We start from the raw sequence: 19,277 nt of genomic DNA, 5'->3' as shown, positions 1-19,277 counted from the left end.
TTTAATCACCCCGTCTTACATTTCAAAAGCGCCCTCCTCACTAACATCAACCTCTATCGACACATTATTTAACATGGAGTCAAATAGAGCAACAGCTCCCCCTTTTGACACTTTTACACCTGTCATCCAAGCGCCTTTTTAGGAATGGACATTTGCCTTCGAAACACTGTTAATGATGATAGCTTTTCCCTCAATGAGTGTATTTTCCCCTGTTGCCTCTAAGGCAGCATCAGAACTTTCACTCGTGAGTTGATAGGTTTTCTGAGAAATTTCATGCGTTTGACCATCGTTACAGTGATAAAATGAAGCACTTTCATTACATGAATATTGCTTCTTCTGAGAGGAAACTTCACCGACATCAGCATTATGGATAAAGAAAAAATAACCGTTGTAAAACAACATAAAGAGAGATGATTTTTGAGCATAATTTTTTACAAACTTTCTTCCCCTTCTCTAAAAACAAAAAACACGCATTCATTTAATAACTTTGGTTACGCGTAATCATATATTTTATGTAAAGCCATAATTGAAAATATTACAATTTAAAATTGTATTATTTGTAAAAAAGCGTAAAAATATAGATGAAAAATAAAAGCTCTTACCCCAAAACAGTAATCTCAAAAGAATTTATAAATTTACACAAAAGGAGATGACGTATTACCTCACACTTTATATTGCGTTCTTTAACAAAGGCACGACCATCACGAAGAATAAAGCGCTCCAAACAGAATATAGATATGTTGCCAATTCACGTGCTTGTTTGAAAGAAACATCTCTCAACGCATCAAAGCTCATTTCGCAATAGCGCCGGTGAATGATATAATGATAAATTCATTGAGCATCCCACCTTTACACTTATGAATAAGTAAACCGATAACATCCCCCATTTTATCAACCTTCAATGTTGCGACAGCCCCACTTGAAAAGGTATTTTAACGCCTCTCTTATCCAGCTTTATCTATACGGCTCTCTCCACTTATAATGTGTAAACGAATGGTTTTGATCAATTTAACACAGAACAAATTTGAAATGAGAGAATCCCACGATATTTCGTGTTTCTCATGCAATATACAAAGACAATGCATTAATATAAATAAGTATCTTGCATAGAGGGAAAAAAGCCAAAACTCGAAACAAGAAAGCCTTATCTCATCTCTCAAAAGAAACAGATTTGCTGATGCAAAAAAACGTTCTTTAAAAAACTTATTTTCAAAGTTGCAAATAAAACAATAAAAAGGCCACAAGCAATGCTTGTGGCTTTTTTTAAAAATTGTCCCCAAAGGCAATCATCCTAAAAACGATAACGCAATCCACCAGAAAAACTAATTCCAGAAAAACCACCTTTACTCAACTTATGCTGATAAACCAAATAGCCATGAAGTGCAAAATTTTCAGATAAGCGAGCATTAAGACCAAATCCAGCGTCTAGAGAAGAACCAAAAGCCCCCAACTGGAAAGAATCTTTAAAACGCACAGATCTTTCTTTGCCAAAATCATGCGAAAAATGAACCTTCCCATAGAAAGAAACATCACGATTCTTTTCAGGCGCAGCAAGAGTCTTGACCAAACGGCCCCCAATACGCACTATCCATTGATCAAGTTTACCCATCTCAATATCAAAATTATCAATATCACGGACCTCATTAAAATGGAGATGTTGATAAACAATCTGAGCTTGTGGATCAAAAACAAGACCTTCATATCCTGTGGCAATTTTCTGACCACTCATCAAAGAAACACTTAAAGGGTTGCCCTTTAATGTTGCTGTCGTCCCCCGTGCTAGAGTGAGAACATCTCCCTTAAACAAACCGTAGGATAAAAGACCATCGACATAAAATCCTGTATCATGCTGCATACTTCCATAGACTGTAGCCGTCCATTTATCAAATGTACTTTTTTGACTTTGCTCAACATCCAAAGGTTGCAGACAAAGCTTTCCATAAGATCCCATAACCCCAAAGGATATGACATTCTCAACATTTTCAATTTTTTGTAGCAAAACACCCGCCTCTAATGCATAGTACCCTAGATCGCCTCCATAACCATATTCAAGCGCAGATAAATCTGAGTCATAATGGTAACTTCCCCCATAACCACGCAAAAATGAAGTAGGATTTTCACGAATTTCCAACATTTCACGAGGATTAACACGTTGTATCTCCAACTGCTTGTTTTGATTGCTGATATCAATCAAACCAGCATGAAACAAACTATTGGGCAAGATGAGATAAGTGGGCACCTGCGGAACAACAGACCTTACCCCTCGTCCAAATGGGAAAACAGTTTCAATCTTAGAAAGATTATCCGGAGAAGATGCGGGAACAATATTCGGAGAAGGTGCTAGAACAGTATCTGTAGAGGATGATGGAACAATATCCGGAGAAGGCGCAGAAACAGTATCTGTAGAGGATGATGGAACAATATCCGGAGAAGGCGCAGAAACAGTATCTGTAGAGGATGATGGAACAATATCCGGAGAAGGCGCAGAAACAGTATCTGTAGAGGATGATGGAACAATATCCGGAGAAGGCGCAGAAACAGTATCTGTAGAGGATGATGGAACAATATCCGGAGAAGGCGCAGAAACAGTATCTGTAGAGGATAGTGGAATAATATCCTCAAAAGAAGTATGCACTGGAAGCTTACGTGTAGCAACCATAGCAGTATACCCATAATCAGCAGATGTTTGAACATAATCGTTTTCTAAACGAAAATTCCAAAACGCCCCTCCGTTCTGAGCAAATTTCTGTTTAACATGCTCATCCTTTACAGTCTCATCTGGACTATAAGAACGAAGAACATATCTATAAGGCGCACCATCTAATGCAACATATCCTCCATTAAGTATGAAAGAATTATACGCTGCATTTCCATAAACTTGAATAATTGAAACACTATGCGCTTTTTTGTTATTTTGTACTAAACCTCCTGAAACAGCTTGTATATGTAGCATAGTTTCTCCATCAACATCACCATGAATGAGAAGGCGATCCGTTACTTGATCCTCACTTCTATCACTAGGATTTAAACGTGCATTCAAATGAATCCAAGAATCATCAAATGCCCGATAAACAACACCGTTTCCATTCCCAATATAAAGCGTTTGATAGGCATAAGCAGTGCTAGATTTCGGTTTTGTAAAAGTAATAGAACTATTAGAAAGACTAACCGATGAAATAAATGAAACACCTCTATAAAGAGGATCTTCTAAATTTTTATGTCTTGGTCTCAATAAAGCCCACTGTGACCAATCTCTCAAGACAAGATCAACCGTCGAACTGTTATCAACCTGAGTTTGACCAACAAGTGCTGCAGCATCAGCTGTAACCTTTATAGAAGAGCCTCCCTCTGCCTTTAACAATAGATCTCCAAAAATCTTTGTGTCATTTAAAAATATGTCAGCTTTCCCAGATTGACTACTGTAAAAAGCTATACCATCTGGAACGATAAAACGCGTATTTTTCAAATCAACGCGTGCTTTTTGTCTCTGCCCCTTTGATGCTGTCTCTCCTTCAAAGTGTATACCATAAAATGCATTCCCTTTCACTGTAATATTGGAATCTCCAATATTAGCCTGAGGACCTTTATTTCCCTGCAATAAAAGCCCATGCGCATCACCCACATCAACAGAACCTTTCATAAAGTCAACATACCCATCCCCCAATATATGAAAAGCAGCATGACCACTCTGACGTCCCACCCCTTGCACTCGCTCTCCTTTACCGCTCATAGAGACGTTCTTTAAAATAAGCGTTCCTTTTTCTACTGCTTTAACCCCAATACCACCGAAACTCACTTGAGTCTTTGTTAAATGAACTTCACTTCGAGATTTCCCTCCTGCCAAAGCCCCCACTTCGATTGCATCAATCGATCCGCCAGATATTCCGATGACACCCTCCTGAGATTCAACCCCCACTAATACACCACTCAACGTAGGATTGACGAGAGAGACTCTTCCATTTTCTGATACCTTTACACCATATTTCCAAAAGTTCTTTTCCGAATTATTCTTTTCATCCACAATCCCCTTAACAGTTATATTCTTACCCCTAATAACTGTTTCTCCCTTAGACACCTCTATGGCTCCATGAACATGAACACCACGAGCATTTTGATCTGTGAGAGAATAAACTTTATTATTAATTTCATGCTCATCACCATCACTACAGTGATAAAATGCTGCCATCTGATCACATGAAGACTGCTTTTCCCCAGAAAGAACTTGAGATTTGGCATTACGTGCAAAAACATCAACATGATGCGTCAAAAGAAGAAATGCTGTCGTGAAAGTGCACAAAGAGAAACGATTTTTTAATATATTAACCATATAATTTCACCATAATTTTGCCCCCCTTACTAAGAGCAATACATAACGTATCAAAAGAACTTAACCATCAGAAAAATTTAATACATTTTGTTATTTCAATATAAAATTATTAATATTTTTTGTATTTTATGTAAATATGGAGCTAAAAAATATGATCTCAATCTGCAGCATTACAAAGAGTTTGTAAAAACATGACCGAAAAACAAAAAAAGTTGAGCCAAAAAGCAACATATTAAAGATATGCAAAATAATACTTTATAAAATCATTATAACAACAAAACGAATAAAGAAAAAACCACAAGTATACCTTGTGGCTTTTTCAGAGACTATCTAACTAACAACACTAGAAACGGTAACGCAATCCCCCAGAAAAACTGGTTCCAGAAAAACCAGCTTTTATTAGCTTGTGCTGATAAGCCAAATCACCATGAAGTGCAAACTTTTGAGACAATTTGGCATTAAAACCTATTCCAGCTTCCAATGAAGAACCAAAAGCGCCTAACTGAAAAGCATCTTTAAAATGCACCAATTGTTTTCCTCCAAAACCATGAGTAAGATGGAGTTTGCCATAGACAGAAATAACTCTATCCTCATCAGTTGCAACCAACATCTTTGTTAAACGTCCTCCAAGACGGGCTATCCACTGATGAAGCTTTCCTAACTCAATATCAAAACCATCCACATCATGCGCCTTATTAAATTGAAGGTGTTGGTAAACAACCTGAACTTGCGGATCAAAAATAAAACCGTCCTCTCCTACCATAAATGTTTTACCAGTAGTTAATGAAGCACTTAAAGGATTTCCCTTTAATGTTGCTGTCTTGCCACGTGCCGTTGTTAGAACATCACCCTTCAATAAACCATAAGACACAAGACCATCAACGTAAAAACCTGCATCATGCTGCATACCACCGTATGCCGCAACTGACCATTTATCAAATGTACTTTTTTGACTCTGTTCAACATTCAAAGGTTGCAAAGAAAATTTCTCGTAAGACCCGATAATTCCAAAAGAAGTGGTACCATACATATTTTCAATTTCTTTTAGTAAAACACCTGCCTCTATGGCATTATAATCAAGCTCGCCGTCATAACCATATTCAAGCACGGATAAATCGGAATCATAACGATGATTACCGCCATAACCGCGCACAAAAAAGAGCGGATTTTCACGACCTTCTGACAAACCGCCAGAAGCAATCCGTAAAGCTTCCAACCGCTTATTTTGATTGCTAACATTCATCAAACCAAGATGGTGTAAGACATTAGGCAAAAGAAGATAAGTAGGAACCTGCGGAACAACAGCCTTAACTTCCGGCTTAGGACGAGGATCCGGAGCTGGTTCTGGAGAGGGTGTTGGAGCAAGAGGGGGTGTTGGACGAAGATCTGGTTTAGGTTTAACATCAGAATCTATCGACTGACTTTCAAGACGGAAATCCCAAAACTCTTCGCTCCCTTCAACTAATCTCTGCCCCATGCTTGCTTTTCCCAAATGAGATCCTGGACCATAAGCATAAAGCCTATACTGATAAGGTAATTCGTTTAATGCGACATAACCACCTTCCAACTTAAAAGAACCCTCCTCTGCTGCTCCAGAAACCTGAACGAGTGAAATCCCTTGCTCATTTCCACCGCTGCCCGTATATCCTCCTGGACTTCCTGCAACAGCAAGCACACGGAGCATTGTTTCTCCAGCAACATCACCATGAATTAAAACACGATCCGTCTTTTGATGGTCAAGAGAACCACCAGTATTCAGATATGTATTAAGAGCAATAGAGGCACTGCCCTGTGTTTTATAAACATCCCTCTTTCCCTTTCCAATATAAAGGGTTTGATAACCATCAACCGAAGAAGATTCTTGCCTTTTAAAATTAATAGAGCTCCCATCCATAAGACTGACAAGTGAAATAGAAGAAGTATTTGCAGTATCATGTTGATTTCTTGGCAACTTTTGTTGTAAAATCCACTTAGAGCCACCTCCCAAATAAAGTTCGGCATTAGAATCTTTATCAACGTGTGTGCGACCTTCAAGCGTAGAGCCATCAGCCAAAATCGTTAGAGAAGCCCCTTTCTCAGCTTTTAATAAAAAATCCCCTGAATGAAGAGTGCTTTTTAATAAACTCACCACACCAGAAATAAGGTTTTCACCATAAAGAGCCGTATCATCTAAAACAGAAAACTCTGTTGTATCCAAATTAACAACTTCTAATCGTGGTGGAACTTTTCCTTCCTCTAATGAAATCTCCTCTTTTTTATCCCCACCTTCATCCCATGGCTTCTTTCCCCGAAAATAGATCCCATAAGATCCTTCCCCCTTCACGGTAAAAGAAGAGGTTTTAATATTAACTTCACTCACAGGAACTTTTGAATCAGAATCCTCATTCGATAAATCTTCAACTTCCTTCAAAGGAATAGAATCGACCTTATTTTCTAATAATACACCATGGACACCCTCCGCATGAACAGTACTGTCCTCTACATGAACAGTCCCCAAATCCACGTACACAACCGAATGATTATCTGAATTTTTTTCTTTACTCTTTCCAGTAACCTTAACAGCACCAAGACCTACCTTCCCACCTAACACCGAAGAAATCCCATAGCTGTGCATAAAATCAACTGTCCCACCTAACATCCAAACTTCTGACTTTTCATAACTTAAAATACTGGCAATCCCATCAGCGGTCTTAATGTTTGTCCCTTTAAAAAAAACAAGCGACTTGTCTGCTGCATCAACCCCCTCTTGACTCGCCTCAATCTTTCCATTATCTATTTCAATCTCACCATTAGTCGCACGAAGAGCTACAATTGTGTCTTTGATAATCGGTTTTTTCAGAACGATCTTACCGCCCTCTAATGCGTGCACACCCACTAGAAAAGTTTCATCAGCAATTTCACTGCTAACTGTTACATTTTTTCCCTCAACTTTTGTCTTTATACCCTTCACCGTTATAGCAGTAAGATCAGGGGGATAGTAAGAAGCATTTTTACTGGTAATTTTATAAGTCTTATTATCAATTTCAGGATCCCCGCAATTATCGCATATATAATATAATCCACTATAGTAATAGAACTTAGGATTCACAGCTCTTCCATCAGAATCCTCATCTTTAACAGAATTATCGACATTACCCTCACGCCCTCTCTCTCCACTCTTTCCACTTAACTCACGATAGTCACTTCCCCCACGAATACCATCATCATTATTGCCAACATGGATCCAATTATAATAATTATTCTGTCCACTCGCTCCACCAAGAAGAGGCTTATTCTGGTTATTCCCACTAAGATTATTACCATAGATAGCCCCCCCACTGATAAAATTATCATTAAGAAGACCACTGATAGGGTAGCCCTCCATGCTATTGTATGGAATAGTAGGAGTCATTGGCATGATATATATATCGGGTATATTGCTAGTATCGTAAGAAGACATATTACCACGCTCTCCAGCACTTGCAGCAATAACTATTCCATTTTGGAGCAAAGAAAGGATAGCTGTTGTACAAGCACATAAACATACATGATTTCTAAACATTTTAATCATAGTTCCCTCGAAACTTTTCTTCCCCTCTCATTGAAAACAAAAACACTCGAAAAGCATGCCGCTATGCACCTAAAATATGAACGGTGTAACCATTAAGACATGTCTCTCATGCTCATTTGAACCGTGCGATGAATGATCCCTATAAACTTGGCAGAAGCTCTACGCGCAAAACCACCCATAGGGGAACAACAACAAAGCACAATTTATGAGTGTATAATGCATTCTGTATTTCGTGTAAAGAAAAAATAAAATCAATACGTGTAATTAATTAAAGGCACAATTTAGCCTTGTGAACTTTAAAAAATTACTCCACAACGAGATGGATGAAAAAATGATTTAAATCAGTGAACAAAAAACTCTCAAAAACGCGTTTAGAAAGCACCAAATATTATATTTAATAATATCAATACGGTATCCAAAAAGATAAGATAACACATCCTAGATTCTTGAACGTTTAAAAAGCCCATACACGTAAATCACTCTATCACTTCATAAGTTGCAGCAACAATTTTAAGAAAATTCGCTTTAGCATAGAAAAACGTGCTCATACGCACAATAAACTCAAGTCTTTTTTATGCATATCAAGAAGACGAGCAACTTTTAAGAACAACACATATTCTTATAAAGAAAAAAGGCAGCACAATGTGCTGCCTTTTTTTAAAAAGTACACCCTGTACCTTATATTAGAACTGATAACGCACGCCTCCAGAGAAACTTGCTCCAGAAAAACCAGCTTTATTAAGCTTATGCTGATAGAGAACATCTGCATGCAGAGAGAACTGTGGCAACAATTTGGCATTAATCCCTACCCCAGCCTCAAGTGAAGAGCCAAACGCTCCTAACTTGAAAGCATCACTGAAATGCACAGACTGTCTTTCTCCAAAACCATGAGCAAGATAAAGCTTACCATAGAAAGCAACAGCATTCACGCCTTCAGAACCTGTAGGAATCTTGATTAAGCGTCCACCAACACGTGCCACCCATTGATCAAGGTTACCCATTTCAATATCAAAATTGTCAATATCACGGGCCCTATTAAACTGAAGATGTTGATACACAACCTGAACCTGCGGATCAAAGACAAAGCCTTTATATCCCGTCGCAATTGTCTGACCACCGATCAAAGAAACATTCAAAGGATTACCTTTCAATGTTGCCGTCGTACCCCGTGCAAGAGTAAGAACATCACCTTTGAACTGACCATAAGATAAAAGACCATCGACATAGAAGCCCACATTATGCTGCATGCTACCATAGACTGTAGCCGTCCATTTATCAAATGCACTCTCCTGACTTTGCTCAACATCCAAAGGCTGCAGAGAAAGTTTTCCATAAGTTCCCATAACTCCAAAGGATAGAGCACTATCAGTAGTTTCAATAGTTTGCAGTAGCACACCTGCTTCTACACCACGATAATCAAGATCACCACCATAACCATATTCAAGTGCAGATAAATCTGAAGTATAATGGTAACTTCCACCATAGCCACGTAAATATAAAGCAGGATTCTCACGAACCTCTACCATTCCAGTAGCAGTCATCCGTAAAGTCTCCAACTGTTTGTTTTGATTGTTAATATCCATCAAACCAGTATGGAATACGCTATTAGGCAAAACGAGATAAGTTGGCACTTGTGGAACAACAGACCTTACAAATTGTTCAGGAAGAACAGCCGATACAGAAGACTTAACATATTGATTTTCTAAACGGAAGTTCCAAAACGCTCCACCATCCCTAACAAACTTCTGTTGAACATGCTCCTGTTTCGAAGTCGCTTCTGGAGCATAACCACGAAGAGTGTATTTGTATGGAGAGTTCCTTAGCGCAACATAATCACCATCGAGTTGGAAAGAATCTTTCTTCGCTTGACCATAAACTTGAATAACAGAAACACTGTGACCAATCTTGGCATTTGTTTGACCGTTTCCTACATTGCCCGCATCTCCTCGTACATGTATTTTTGTTTTTCCAGAAACATCACCATGAATGACAAGTCGATCCGTTACTTGTTGAGCATTTGAATCATGAGGGTTTAAACGTGCATTGAGAAGAATTACAGCATCACCCTGCGCCTCATAAACTGTGCCGTTTCCATTTCCAATATGAAGGGTTTGATATTTCCCTCCAGATTCTGAAGGTGTAAAATCAATAGCACTATTTACAAGCCTCACAGAAGAAACGCATGAATCTACACATCCTGAATCTGAAGCAGCCAAACTTTTCTGGACAGTTCTTTTGAGAAGCCACTCTGAACTATTGACCAAGTCTAATTTTGCATAAGAACTTTTATCAACGCGAACACCGCCTGCAACAATAGAACCATTAACCGAAAGCGATATATTAGAATCATTTTCAGCTTTCAACAACAAATCACCAACAAGGGTTGTTTTGTTTTCTAATGAAACATGACCACCAGAGTTATTACCATAAATAGCGACACCATTTTCAACTTCAAAATCAGTTGCTTTCAGTGAAACTGTTCCTGCTATGCTTATAGGTGCTTTTTCCTGTTTGGATACAGCACTGCGCTTAACAATATTTAGACTTTGCTGACTCTCTTCTTTCTGTGTTACCCCATCAAAATATATACCATAGGTTCCATTACCTTCCACGTTAACAGTAGAAAACTCAATATTCGCGTGATTCACAGAAGAACGAACCTCTGAAGATCTTCTTCTTCTAGAAGAACCTGTCTCAACCACATCATCACGCTTCATAACCCACAAAGCATGAGCATCAGTAAGAACATTTCCATTCTTAAAATCAACAGAAGCATTATCACTCAACAGAAAAGCTGCACGACCAAAATTATCGGTAGAATCTAACTTTGCCGCTTCTTTTTTTACAGTAATGTTAACTTTGTCTAACTTAACACTACCCCCATCTTCTGACCTAACAGCCACCCCCTTTGTCTGAGTGATAATCCCAGAGTTCATGGTTATTGCACCAGCTTTACTCGCTAACCCCGCTACAGCTAAATCTCCCGTTACGTTAATTGTCGTATTCGTCAAATCAATAGATGACCCAGAACCTGCCAAAGCGCCCACATAACGAGCATTAACCGATCCATCATTCATCTTAACTTTCCCGCCACTTATAGCTTCAAGCCCAATCACAGAAGACGTAATGGCTGATTTATTATCCAAAACAACTTCTGCTTTATTTTCTGCAAGCACAGCACTCACAGCCTTTAATGTATTAAGATTAGCATTATTCTCGTTCTCAGCCCCTGCACCACTAATTGTGGCTCCCTCTAACTTAATAACTGTATTCTGACTTTTTGCATGCATAGAATGCTGAGTGCTATCACTTACCTTTAATGTAAGATTGGTTATTGTATGCGATTTACCATCATCACACGAATAAGGAGTTTGCAATGCCACCCCACCATTATTCCGTGTAGGATCACACGTAGAAGAAACAGCTTCTTTACCACCATTATTAAGCAGAAGAACACGTCCAATAGGTCCATTAGAATCTCCAGCAGATGTCTCAGAAATCACAGAAGCAGAAGGCTTCGTAGAAGTTACTGATCTTATAGATGGAAATCTATTCGATATAGTATGCTCAGCTGTTAAAGAAATCCCATCTGTCGATATCACAAGAATATCGCCTGTATCAGATCTCGCACCTGAACCAACTCCTGGAAGTGTTAAAGTTATCGAACTTCTACCTCTAGATGAAGAAGATGAAGATACAGCCCCTTCATTATCCCTTGTAGTCTGATTGGCGGGAGTATTAGGTGTACCAAGTGTAACAATAACTGGATCAGAATGACTATCCCCTTCTTCATATCCTTCATATCCACCAATTGTATGATCTTCAGTTGTACCATCATCTTCATTACCTATCTCAGATCTCTGAGATCCAGAGTTTTCATTTTGTGTAGAAGCAGGAGATGGAGAACTTACTACTACAGAAGTCCCATTTCCCTCACTTCTCACAGACTCACGAGATGATGACACGGAAGGAGTATTTTCTCCTCTCACCAAATCTCCAGCTAAGTAAGTAATACCAAGATCATAAGGCAAATTTTTATCTTCTAAACGAAAGTCCCAAATCTCACTATTTCCTGTAATCAATCTGCTCTCAAAAGGCTCCATTTTCGGAGGAAACTTTGGGCCATAAGCACGAAGGACATACTGATAAGGGGTTCCAAGCGTAATATACTCATTATCTTTTAAAAGACGAGATCCCACTCCTACTAACCTAAAAGATCCCGCCTCTGCCTTTCCAAAAACTTGAATAAGAGGAATACTATATATTGTTCTCTTGTCTTTCTCCTCCCAACCTACTGTATAAGCCCTCACCTTTACCGCAGTTGTCCCTGAAACATTACCATGAATCAAAAGCCTATCAGAAATTTGACCAGTACCCTTACCAGACAAATCCACATTGAAGTTAATTACAGAATCTCCCTTCGCGCTGTAAACTGTGCCTGTTCCTTCTCCGATGCGAAGATTTCGATATTCAGTAACAGTACCACTACCGTTAGATTTTTGCTTAACTAATTTTGTTGAAGTAACAAATGTAATATTACTATTGTCAAGACTTACAGATGAAATACACGAATCTATACAACGCTGATTTTCATCTTCTGAATCTTCATAGAGACTCTTTGTTACATTCCACTCCGATCCATGAGATAAAAAAAGCTTAGCTCGAGATTTCTGATCAACACGAGTAGCACCTGAGAGGATAGAGTCGCGAACAAAAACTGATAGATCAGCAGAATTTTCTGCTTTCAACAAAAGCCCACCTGAAACTTCTGAATCTTCTTGTAAAAAAACTTCACCCTTTAAACCATTATTATAAATAGCTACGCCATTTGGAACTTTAAGAGCAGTATCTTGTAAGAGAACCATATGTTCAACCGCATCCATATAATGTATACCATTACCGACACGATCAAAATGTATACCATAAGAGTTTTTACCTGTAATTTTAATAGATGAAGATTTTATAACAGCATTTAAATAAAAGGAATCAGATAATGCATCAACACCAAGCACCATCTTTTTATGTTCTATAACATCATTCATACTAGAGTGAATATCACTAAAAGCTTCAGAAATGATTGAGAAAGAAGGTGAAGAAGAAGTGCCTCGATTTCCTTCATCGTTGGGTAAAAAAATTTCTCTACCATCACCTAAAGAATCATTGGGAAATACGCTAAAATCTTTTTGCATATTTGCTTCAAGATTGCCTTGGACGCTTCCAGCAATCTGCAAAAAAGTAGTATCGGGAATATTAAATGTCCCATTCTTAAACGAAATATAACCGTCACGTGATAGCAAAACAACACGTTTAAAATCTACTACATCAGAGTCCTGCTGCTCTACTCCACTACCCTCTAGCTGTACTCTCGGCTTTTGCACTTTATTCTGTAATCCAGAAGTAGTTATTTGAATTTTAACCTCATCCAATAAAACAATTCCCATTTCTGAAGCGATAACTCCTACTGTAGCATCCCCTAAGGAAAGTGTCCCTTCTCTCATCTTTATTATAGATCTATCATCACTCCACAAACCGATTACGTTCGCATTAACAAGCGTACTTTCCAAAGAAATAATTCCTTCAGAAGAAGCCATAGCATCCACATAAAAGCTATCAAGAGAACTACTATTCATAGAGATCATTCCATGACGAACAGCTCTAATTCCATACAAAAATCCATCAACCACAACATCTGACAACTTAATCTCAGCACCAAAATTAGACTTAGCATCTGCAAATATAGCGCCCATATCTTCATCCAGCAATACAGGTTTAGACACACTCTGAACACTTTCGCGTTCATTAGCTACAATAGATATGCCAGATACACTAACAACTGTCGGAGTAACTGCAGACGAAGAACTTCTTACGGATACAGGACTGCTTACGGATATAGCACGACCATACTTATCTGCCGTAAGAGTTAATCGATCATCACCTCCAGCTTTTTGGAGGGTATACGTCTGACCATTATTACAGAAAATAGGAGCACTCGGCATAGTACTTTGGCTCAAAGAAATATTCTTTTCCCCCAGAGAACAACGCGTAGTGAAATATGGTGAGCCAACGACAAGTTCTGGTACAATCACTGCAGCACCATCTCTAGCGCCTTCTAATGCGCCACTATTGAGACCATTTTGACCTGCCTCACCTGCTTGACTACCTGGTACACCTGACCCTGGTACACCTGCTTGCGTCACGCTATCCCCTCGTGTTTGCACATTTGTGTCTTGTGTTTGCGTTGAAGTAACTGGTAATGCTTTTGGTAATGTTTCTGATTGAGAAGCACTATTATCCGATTGAGAAGTATTACTACCAGTCACATATGATAAGCTAGGAATAGAGGCGATTCCAGGAATATATGATGAAACACCTTTAAGTGATGCAAATGAAAATGATGGCAAAAAACTAAAAGCAAAAGCATTTACACCTTGTAAAAGGAAGAGTGCGCTCGTTGTCAGTGCATACAAGCGTGTACGCTTTTTAAATACATTGATCATATGTTAAACTTTCTAAATAATGTTGCAAAAACACTAGAATTAAGTGAAAATAAAGTAAGTGAACAGTTTGTAACATATGTTATTCAACTTTACAACATAGTGTTATTTATTGTTGCATCGTTTTGTGCATAAAAATGCCTAAGTTAAGTTTTTAAGTGCGCAAACCTTTGTAATATCAGATAAAAGGATAAAATCACGATGATAAAATATATGAAATGGGTAACTTCTGTTTTACTGGTTGCAACCAGCTTTGCAACATTTTTATGGACACAGACGAGTATTGCAAAGACGAGTACTCAAACAAATGTAACGATTAATCATGTTTCAGGCACAACTTCTGTTCCAGCCTCTCCGCAAAAAGTTGTTGTATTTGATATTGCCGCGCTTGACAATATGAGCCGCCTTGGAATTAAAGCAGTTGTCGGTATTCCTGAAGGAAAAAAACCTTCATACCTGCAGCAATTTAATGATGAAAAATATGAAAAAATTGGGACTCTTTTTGAACCAGATTATGAAAAAATTGCTACTCTTCAACCCGATTTGATTATTATTTCCTCCAGAACCCAAGCAAAATATAAAGATTTATCCAAAATCGCTCCAACGATTGATCTAACTGTAGGAAACGAAAGCACTCTTGAAGATATTAAACGAAATGTGTCTATCCTTGGAAAAATTTTTGGTAAAGAACAGGAGGCAGAAAAGGAAATTGCAAAACTCAATGAAACTTTAGCTGAAGTCCGTAAAAATACCCAGGGAAAAGGTACAGGGCTCATACTCATGACCTCTGGTGGAAAAATCAGTGCTTTGGGACCAAAATCACGTTTTGATATTTTCCATTCCGCTTTTGGAATTGCTCCTGCAACTGATAAACTCACCGTACAAAAACATGGACAACTCATTTCTCCTGAATTTATTCTTGAGACCAATCCTGATTGGTTATTGGTAATTGATCGAGATGCCGCAATTGGACGGGAAGGACAATCCGCAGCACAACTGCTCAACAATGAACTTGTTCACCGCACAACAGCAAGCAAAAAAAACCAAATTATTTATTTAGACTCTTGGAGCTGGTATCGTGCAAGTGGTGGTTTAACGGGACTTCTTGAAACTGCTAAGCAGATCAATGAAGCCTTTACAAAGAGCAAATAAGAGCACGAAAGAACTTGCTTGCACTATGAATAAAATTTAAAAACAAAGGTTGTTTATCAAATAACCTTTGTTTTTTTAAGTTTTAGAGAAAATGATTTAACGTGAAGAATTACTGGATAACCATAACGCTTCTAATTCTCTTGTCTATCCTCAGCATTTTTGTTGGTTATTCTGATGTCACACCTTCTGACCTCTTCGCAGCCGATCCCCATGCGTGGCTTATTTTTTGGCAAACGCGTCTTCCTAGAACCATTTCAATCCTTTTAGTAGGCGCAGCGCTTGCACTTTCAGGCATGATTATGCAACTGTTGACACGCAATCGCTTTGTTGAGCCATCAACCGCTGGAACCGTTGAATCTGCTTCCCTTGGCATTCTTTTTATTATGATTTTTCTGCCCGATAGTCCTGTTTTAGGAAAAATGGTCGTTGCAACGCTTTTTGCCATGGCGGGCACTTTACTTTTTATATTTTTATTGCACTGCATTCCTCTAAAATCTGCTCTTATTGTACCTCTTACAGGGATTATGCTAAGCTATATTATTGGCTCTTTATCCAATGCCATTGCAGATTATGAAATGCTCCTTCCTTCTCTTCAAGCTTACTTATTTGGTAGTTTTGCCATGATTCTTGAGGGAAAATATGAACTTTTATGGCTATCCCTTCCCCTTTGTATTCTAGCCTATTGTACTGCTGATCGCTTTACGGTTGCCAGCTTAGGAGAAGATTTAACCAATAATCTTGGATTGAATTATCGTGTTGTCATGTTTTTTGGTCTTTTTATTGTTGCTTCAATCACTGCTGTTATTGTCTGTACCATCGGCCGTATTCCTTTTGTTGGATTGATTATTCCAAATATTGTTTCAAGTTTCATGGGAGATAATATGCGCCATACCGCTCCTTGGGTAGCCATCAGCGGTGCAGGATTGGTCTTGATTTGTGATCTTTTAGGTCGAATCATTCACCCATCTTTCGAAATTCCCATCAGCACCATAATGGGCGTAATCGGTAGTTTTATTTTTATGATACTGCTTTTACGCTGGAGAAAGCGTCTTGGATAGAAGAAAAAAAACAATATGTGTACTAACAACGCTTATCATCATAGCATGTACTGTCATTAGTCTTTACGTGACGTGGAATATCAATGTTTATACATGGGCATTCCGTCTTACAAAACTTATCTCTTTACTCCTCATTGCCTATGCAATCAGCGTTTCTACGGTTTTATTTCAAACAATCGTCAATAACCGTCTTCTAACCCCTTCAATTATGGGATTTGATCAGCTTTATATTTTAATAAAGACTGTTTTGATGTATTTTGTAGGTTCTCTTTCTTTGCCCTTTTTGAATGAAGAAGGACAGCTCGTGCTTGAAACCCTCATTCTCATTCTTTTTTCCATAAGCCTTTTTCGTTGGCTGTTTTCAGGAAGCCTAAAGGGACTCCATTTGACGCTTTTAATTGGCGTTGTTTTAGGCGGCTTTTTTTTCAGTTTACGAATGTTTATGCAATTGCAATTAAATCCAGATCAAATGATGAATTTAACAGATATTATGTTTGCAAATTTTAATAAATTTAATACATCGCTCATCAGCTTTGCCACAATTATTGTTTTCATTGTGAGTCTTGTTGGTTGGCGTTCACGCTATCTTCTTGATATTCTTGCTCTGGGTCGTGAAAATGCGCTTAACCTTGGAATAGATTATCACAAAAGCGCTACAGCTATTCTGATTTTTGTTTCTATTCTTGTATCTATTTCCACTGCACTGGTAGGACCGGTGACTTTTTTTGGATTACTCGTTGCCAATCTTGCTTATGAACTTTCCCCACAGGCAAAACATGGAGTTGTTGTGCCAATTGCAATATTATTGGCAATTATTTGTTTGGTGGGGGGACAATTTATTTTAGAGCAAATTTTTCACATGGCAGGACGTTTAAGTTTTATCATTGAATTTTGTGGAGGGATTGTTTTCTTAATGTTATTGATGAAGGGAAAACTAAAATGATTAAGATCAATCATCTTTCCAAGGCTTACGGAGCACGGTTGATTATCGACAATTTATGCCTTCATCTTCCCAAAGGGGGGATTATTTCTCTTATTGGGCCTAATGGATCGGGGAAATCCACCCTTTTAATGCTGATAAGACGTCTTTTACCGCATCACAGCGGTACAATTAATATCGACGGCTTTGATATTGATAAAATGCCCCATGATATTTTGGCACAAAAGCTGTCAATTTTGCGTCAAGATAATCCTTTATCCTTCCGTTTAACCGTCTACGATTTAGTGAGTTTTGGACGCTACCCTTACTCAAAAGGTTGGTATAATAAAGAAGATAGACAGTTTATCGACAGTGCGCTACGCTATCTAGGCTTACAAGATTTAAAAGACTGTTTTTTAGATAAGCTTTCTGGGGGGCAGCGTCAATGCGCTTTTATCGCCATGGTTATCTGCCAAGATACTGATTATCTTCTCTTAGATGAACCATTAAACAATCTGGATATGAAACATGCCGTTTCTATGATGAAGCAGTTACGCCGCACAGCTGATGAACTAAAAAAAACTATTCTTATTGTTATGCATGATATTAATTTTGCCTCATCTTATTCAGATATGATTGTTGCACTAAAAAATGGGAAAGCAGTCTATTGTGGGACTCCCAAAGAAATTATGCGGCCAGAAGTTCTTAAAGACATTTATGATATCGATATTCAAATCACAACAATCAATGATATTCCTATCGCTCTTTATTATCGATAATCATAAAGATTTTTTACGCTTGCCTACATTGTAGAATCTGCTAGGGATGATAAAATTGGCTTATTGGGGAATAGTTTAATGGTAGAACAGCGGACTCTGACTCCGTCAATCTTGGTTCGAATCCAAGTTCCCCAGCCAAATTCAATGTAGCTTGCCACTAGGTTTTGTATATTTTGCCACTCGGTTTTATACCAATTTATTTTGTTTCACATGATTTTTAAGGGGCTCTCAAAGGGTCTTCAAAGGCCTTTCAAAGATCATTTAAAGCCCCTTTAGTGAGTCTTTATTTTTCTTCTCTTAAAGGTCGCAATTTTTGATGATCCGTCACGAGTAGGAATTGTATTACAAGAATCGCATTATTTGAGAAGCAGCATGCATAAAATGGTATCTCTTTTTTTAGCGTAAACTGCGTGATAGCTTTTCGGTTTTCTAAGGCATTATTAAAAAACAAAAGAAGCTTTGAAGAATTCAGTCAACTTGACCGTATTGCGTACCATTGATGCATTTGCGCAATGTTTGCACAATTGCCCTTTCTGCAATTGAGTAAACATTACCCTATTGCTGGAATCATGCAATTGGATCACCTTAATTCTATTGCTCCTCTAAGGAATAAGGACATCTTGTCCCAATTGCTCTCTCCCACCCAAAGTGCAAACCTTGCACGTTGATCTCAAAAAGCATTACAACCGATCAAAGGGTCAAGTTGTCCCTTTGATTTTCTGTTCTGATCAAGTTTCCTTTTCTCCTGTTTCCTTTCCTTGATCTGGTGCCCCTCAAAGGTAATTTCTGTGGTGTATCCGCTTTGCTTTTCATAGCGATGGGTTACGGTTGCAGCTTTCCCTGGGCCATTGATTTCGCCTCGAAAACCTTGAAGCAAAAGCGGTTGACCGGCCATGATTTCAGGGCGCCCCTCAAGGCTTAAAGAGCCACTGCCCATGGCTCGACAAAGCCTATCCGATTCGGAAGCAGCCGCTGCTAAAGCTTCTGCCTCACAAGGG

Annotated in this window: 8 protein-coding genes, 1 tRNA gene and 1 pseudogene; 5 read left to right on the top strand and 5 right to left on the bottom strand. The window is 38.4% G+C overall.

Annotated features, from left to right (window positions below; genetic code table 11):
* Positions 1-138 precede the first annotated feature (138 nt).
* The 4 genes from HWX04_RS08950 to HWX04_RS04460 all read right to left on the bottom strand — a co-directional run bounded on the left by HWX04_RS08950 (position 139) and on the right by HWX04_RS04460 (position 14,374).
* Entirely contained in the window at positions 139-402 is a 264-nt protein-coding gene (locus tag HWX04_RS08950; protein WP_175869012.1) for a hypothetical protein, read from the bottom strand.
* Between the two features lie 889 nt (positions 403-1,291).
* A complete protein-coding gene (locus tag HWX04_RS04470) occupies positions 1,292-4,327 on the bottom strand; it encodes an autotransporter outer membrane beta-barrel domain-containing protein (protein WP_175869011.1) in 3,036 nt (1,011 codons plus the stop codon).
* 343 nt (positions 4,328-4,670) lie between these two features.
* On the bottom strand, positions 4,671-7,877 hold the full coding sequence (locus HWX04_RS04465; RefSeq protein WP_175869010.1) for an autotransporter family protein: 3,207 nt from the start codon (positions 7,875-7,877) through the stop codon (positions 4,671-4,673).
* A 683-nt stretch (positions 7,878-8,560) separates the two neighbouring features.
* Positions 8,561-14,374: an autotransporter outer membrane beta-barrel domain-containing protein gene (locus tag HWX04_RS04460; RefSeq protein ID WP_175869009.1), complete on the bottom strand. Its 5,814-nt coding sequence runs from the start codon at positions 14,372-14,374 to the stop codon at positions 8,561-8,563.
* 198 nt (positions 14,375-14,572) lie between these two features.
* Between HWX04_RS04460 and HWX04_RS04455 the strand changes: the two genes are divergently transcribed.
* The 5 genes from HWX04_RS04455 to HWX04_RS04435 all read left to right on the top strand — a co-directional run bounded on the left by HWX04_RS04455 (position 14,573) and on the right by HWX04_RS04435 (position 18,417).
* Positions 14,573-15,523 (top strand): siderophore ABC transporter substrate-binding protein, encoded by a 951-nt coding sequence (locus HWX04_RS04455; RefSeq protein ID WP_175869008.1) that lies wholly within the window; start codon positions 14,573-14,575, stop codon positions 15,521-15,523.
* Positions 15,524-15,624: 101 nt separating this feature from the next.
* Entirely contained in the window at positions 15,625-16,581 is a 957-nt protein-coding gene (locus tag HWX04_RS04450; RefSeq protein WP_175869007.1) for an ABC transporter permease, read from the top strand.
* A complete protein-coding gene (locus HWX04_RS04445) occupies positions 16,574-17,524 on the top strand; it encodes an iron chelate uptake ABC transporter family permease subunit (RefSeq protein ID WP_175869006.1) in 951 nt (316 codons plus the stop codon). Before HWX04_RS04450 ends, HWX04_RS04445 begins: the two co-directional genes overlap by 8 nt.
* Positions 17,521-18,279 carry an iron ABC transporter ATP-binding protein gene (locus tag HWX04_RS04440; protein WP_175869005.1) on the top strand — a complete coding sequence of 253 codons (759 nt, stop codon included), beginning with the start codon at positions 17,521-17,523 and terminating at the stop codon, positions 18,277-18,279. The genes HWX04_RS04445 and HWX04_RS04440 overlap by 4 nt, the downstream gene beginning before the upstream one ends.
* A gap of 64 nt (positions 18,280-18,343) precedes the next feature.
* Positions 18,344-18,417 (top strand) — tRNA-Gln (locus HWX04_RS04435).
* 590 nt (positions 18,418-19,007) lie between these two features.
* On the opposite strand, the pseudogene HWX04_RS04430 reads toward HWX04_RS04435, so the two are convergent.
* Positions 19,008-19,277 (bottom strand): annotated as a pseudogene (locus HWX04_RS04430) (late control protein); the annotation flags it as partial.

The organism is Bartonella gabonensis, from assembly GCF_903679515.1.
In the GTDB taxonomy this organism is placed as follows: Bacteria; Pseudomonadota; Alphaproteobacteria; order Rhizobiales; family Rhizobiaceae; genus Bartonella; species Bartonella gabonensis.
The sequence above is the reverse complement of the archived record's forward strand: the minus strand, read 5'-3'. Positions and strand labels throughout refer to the sequence as shown.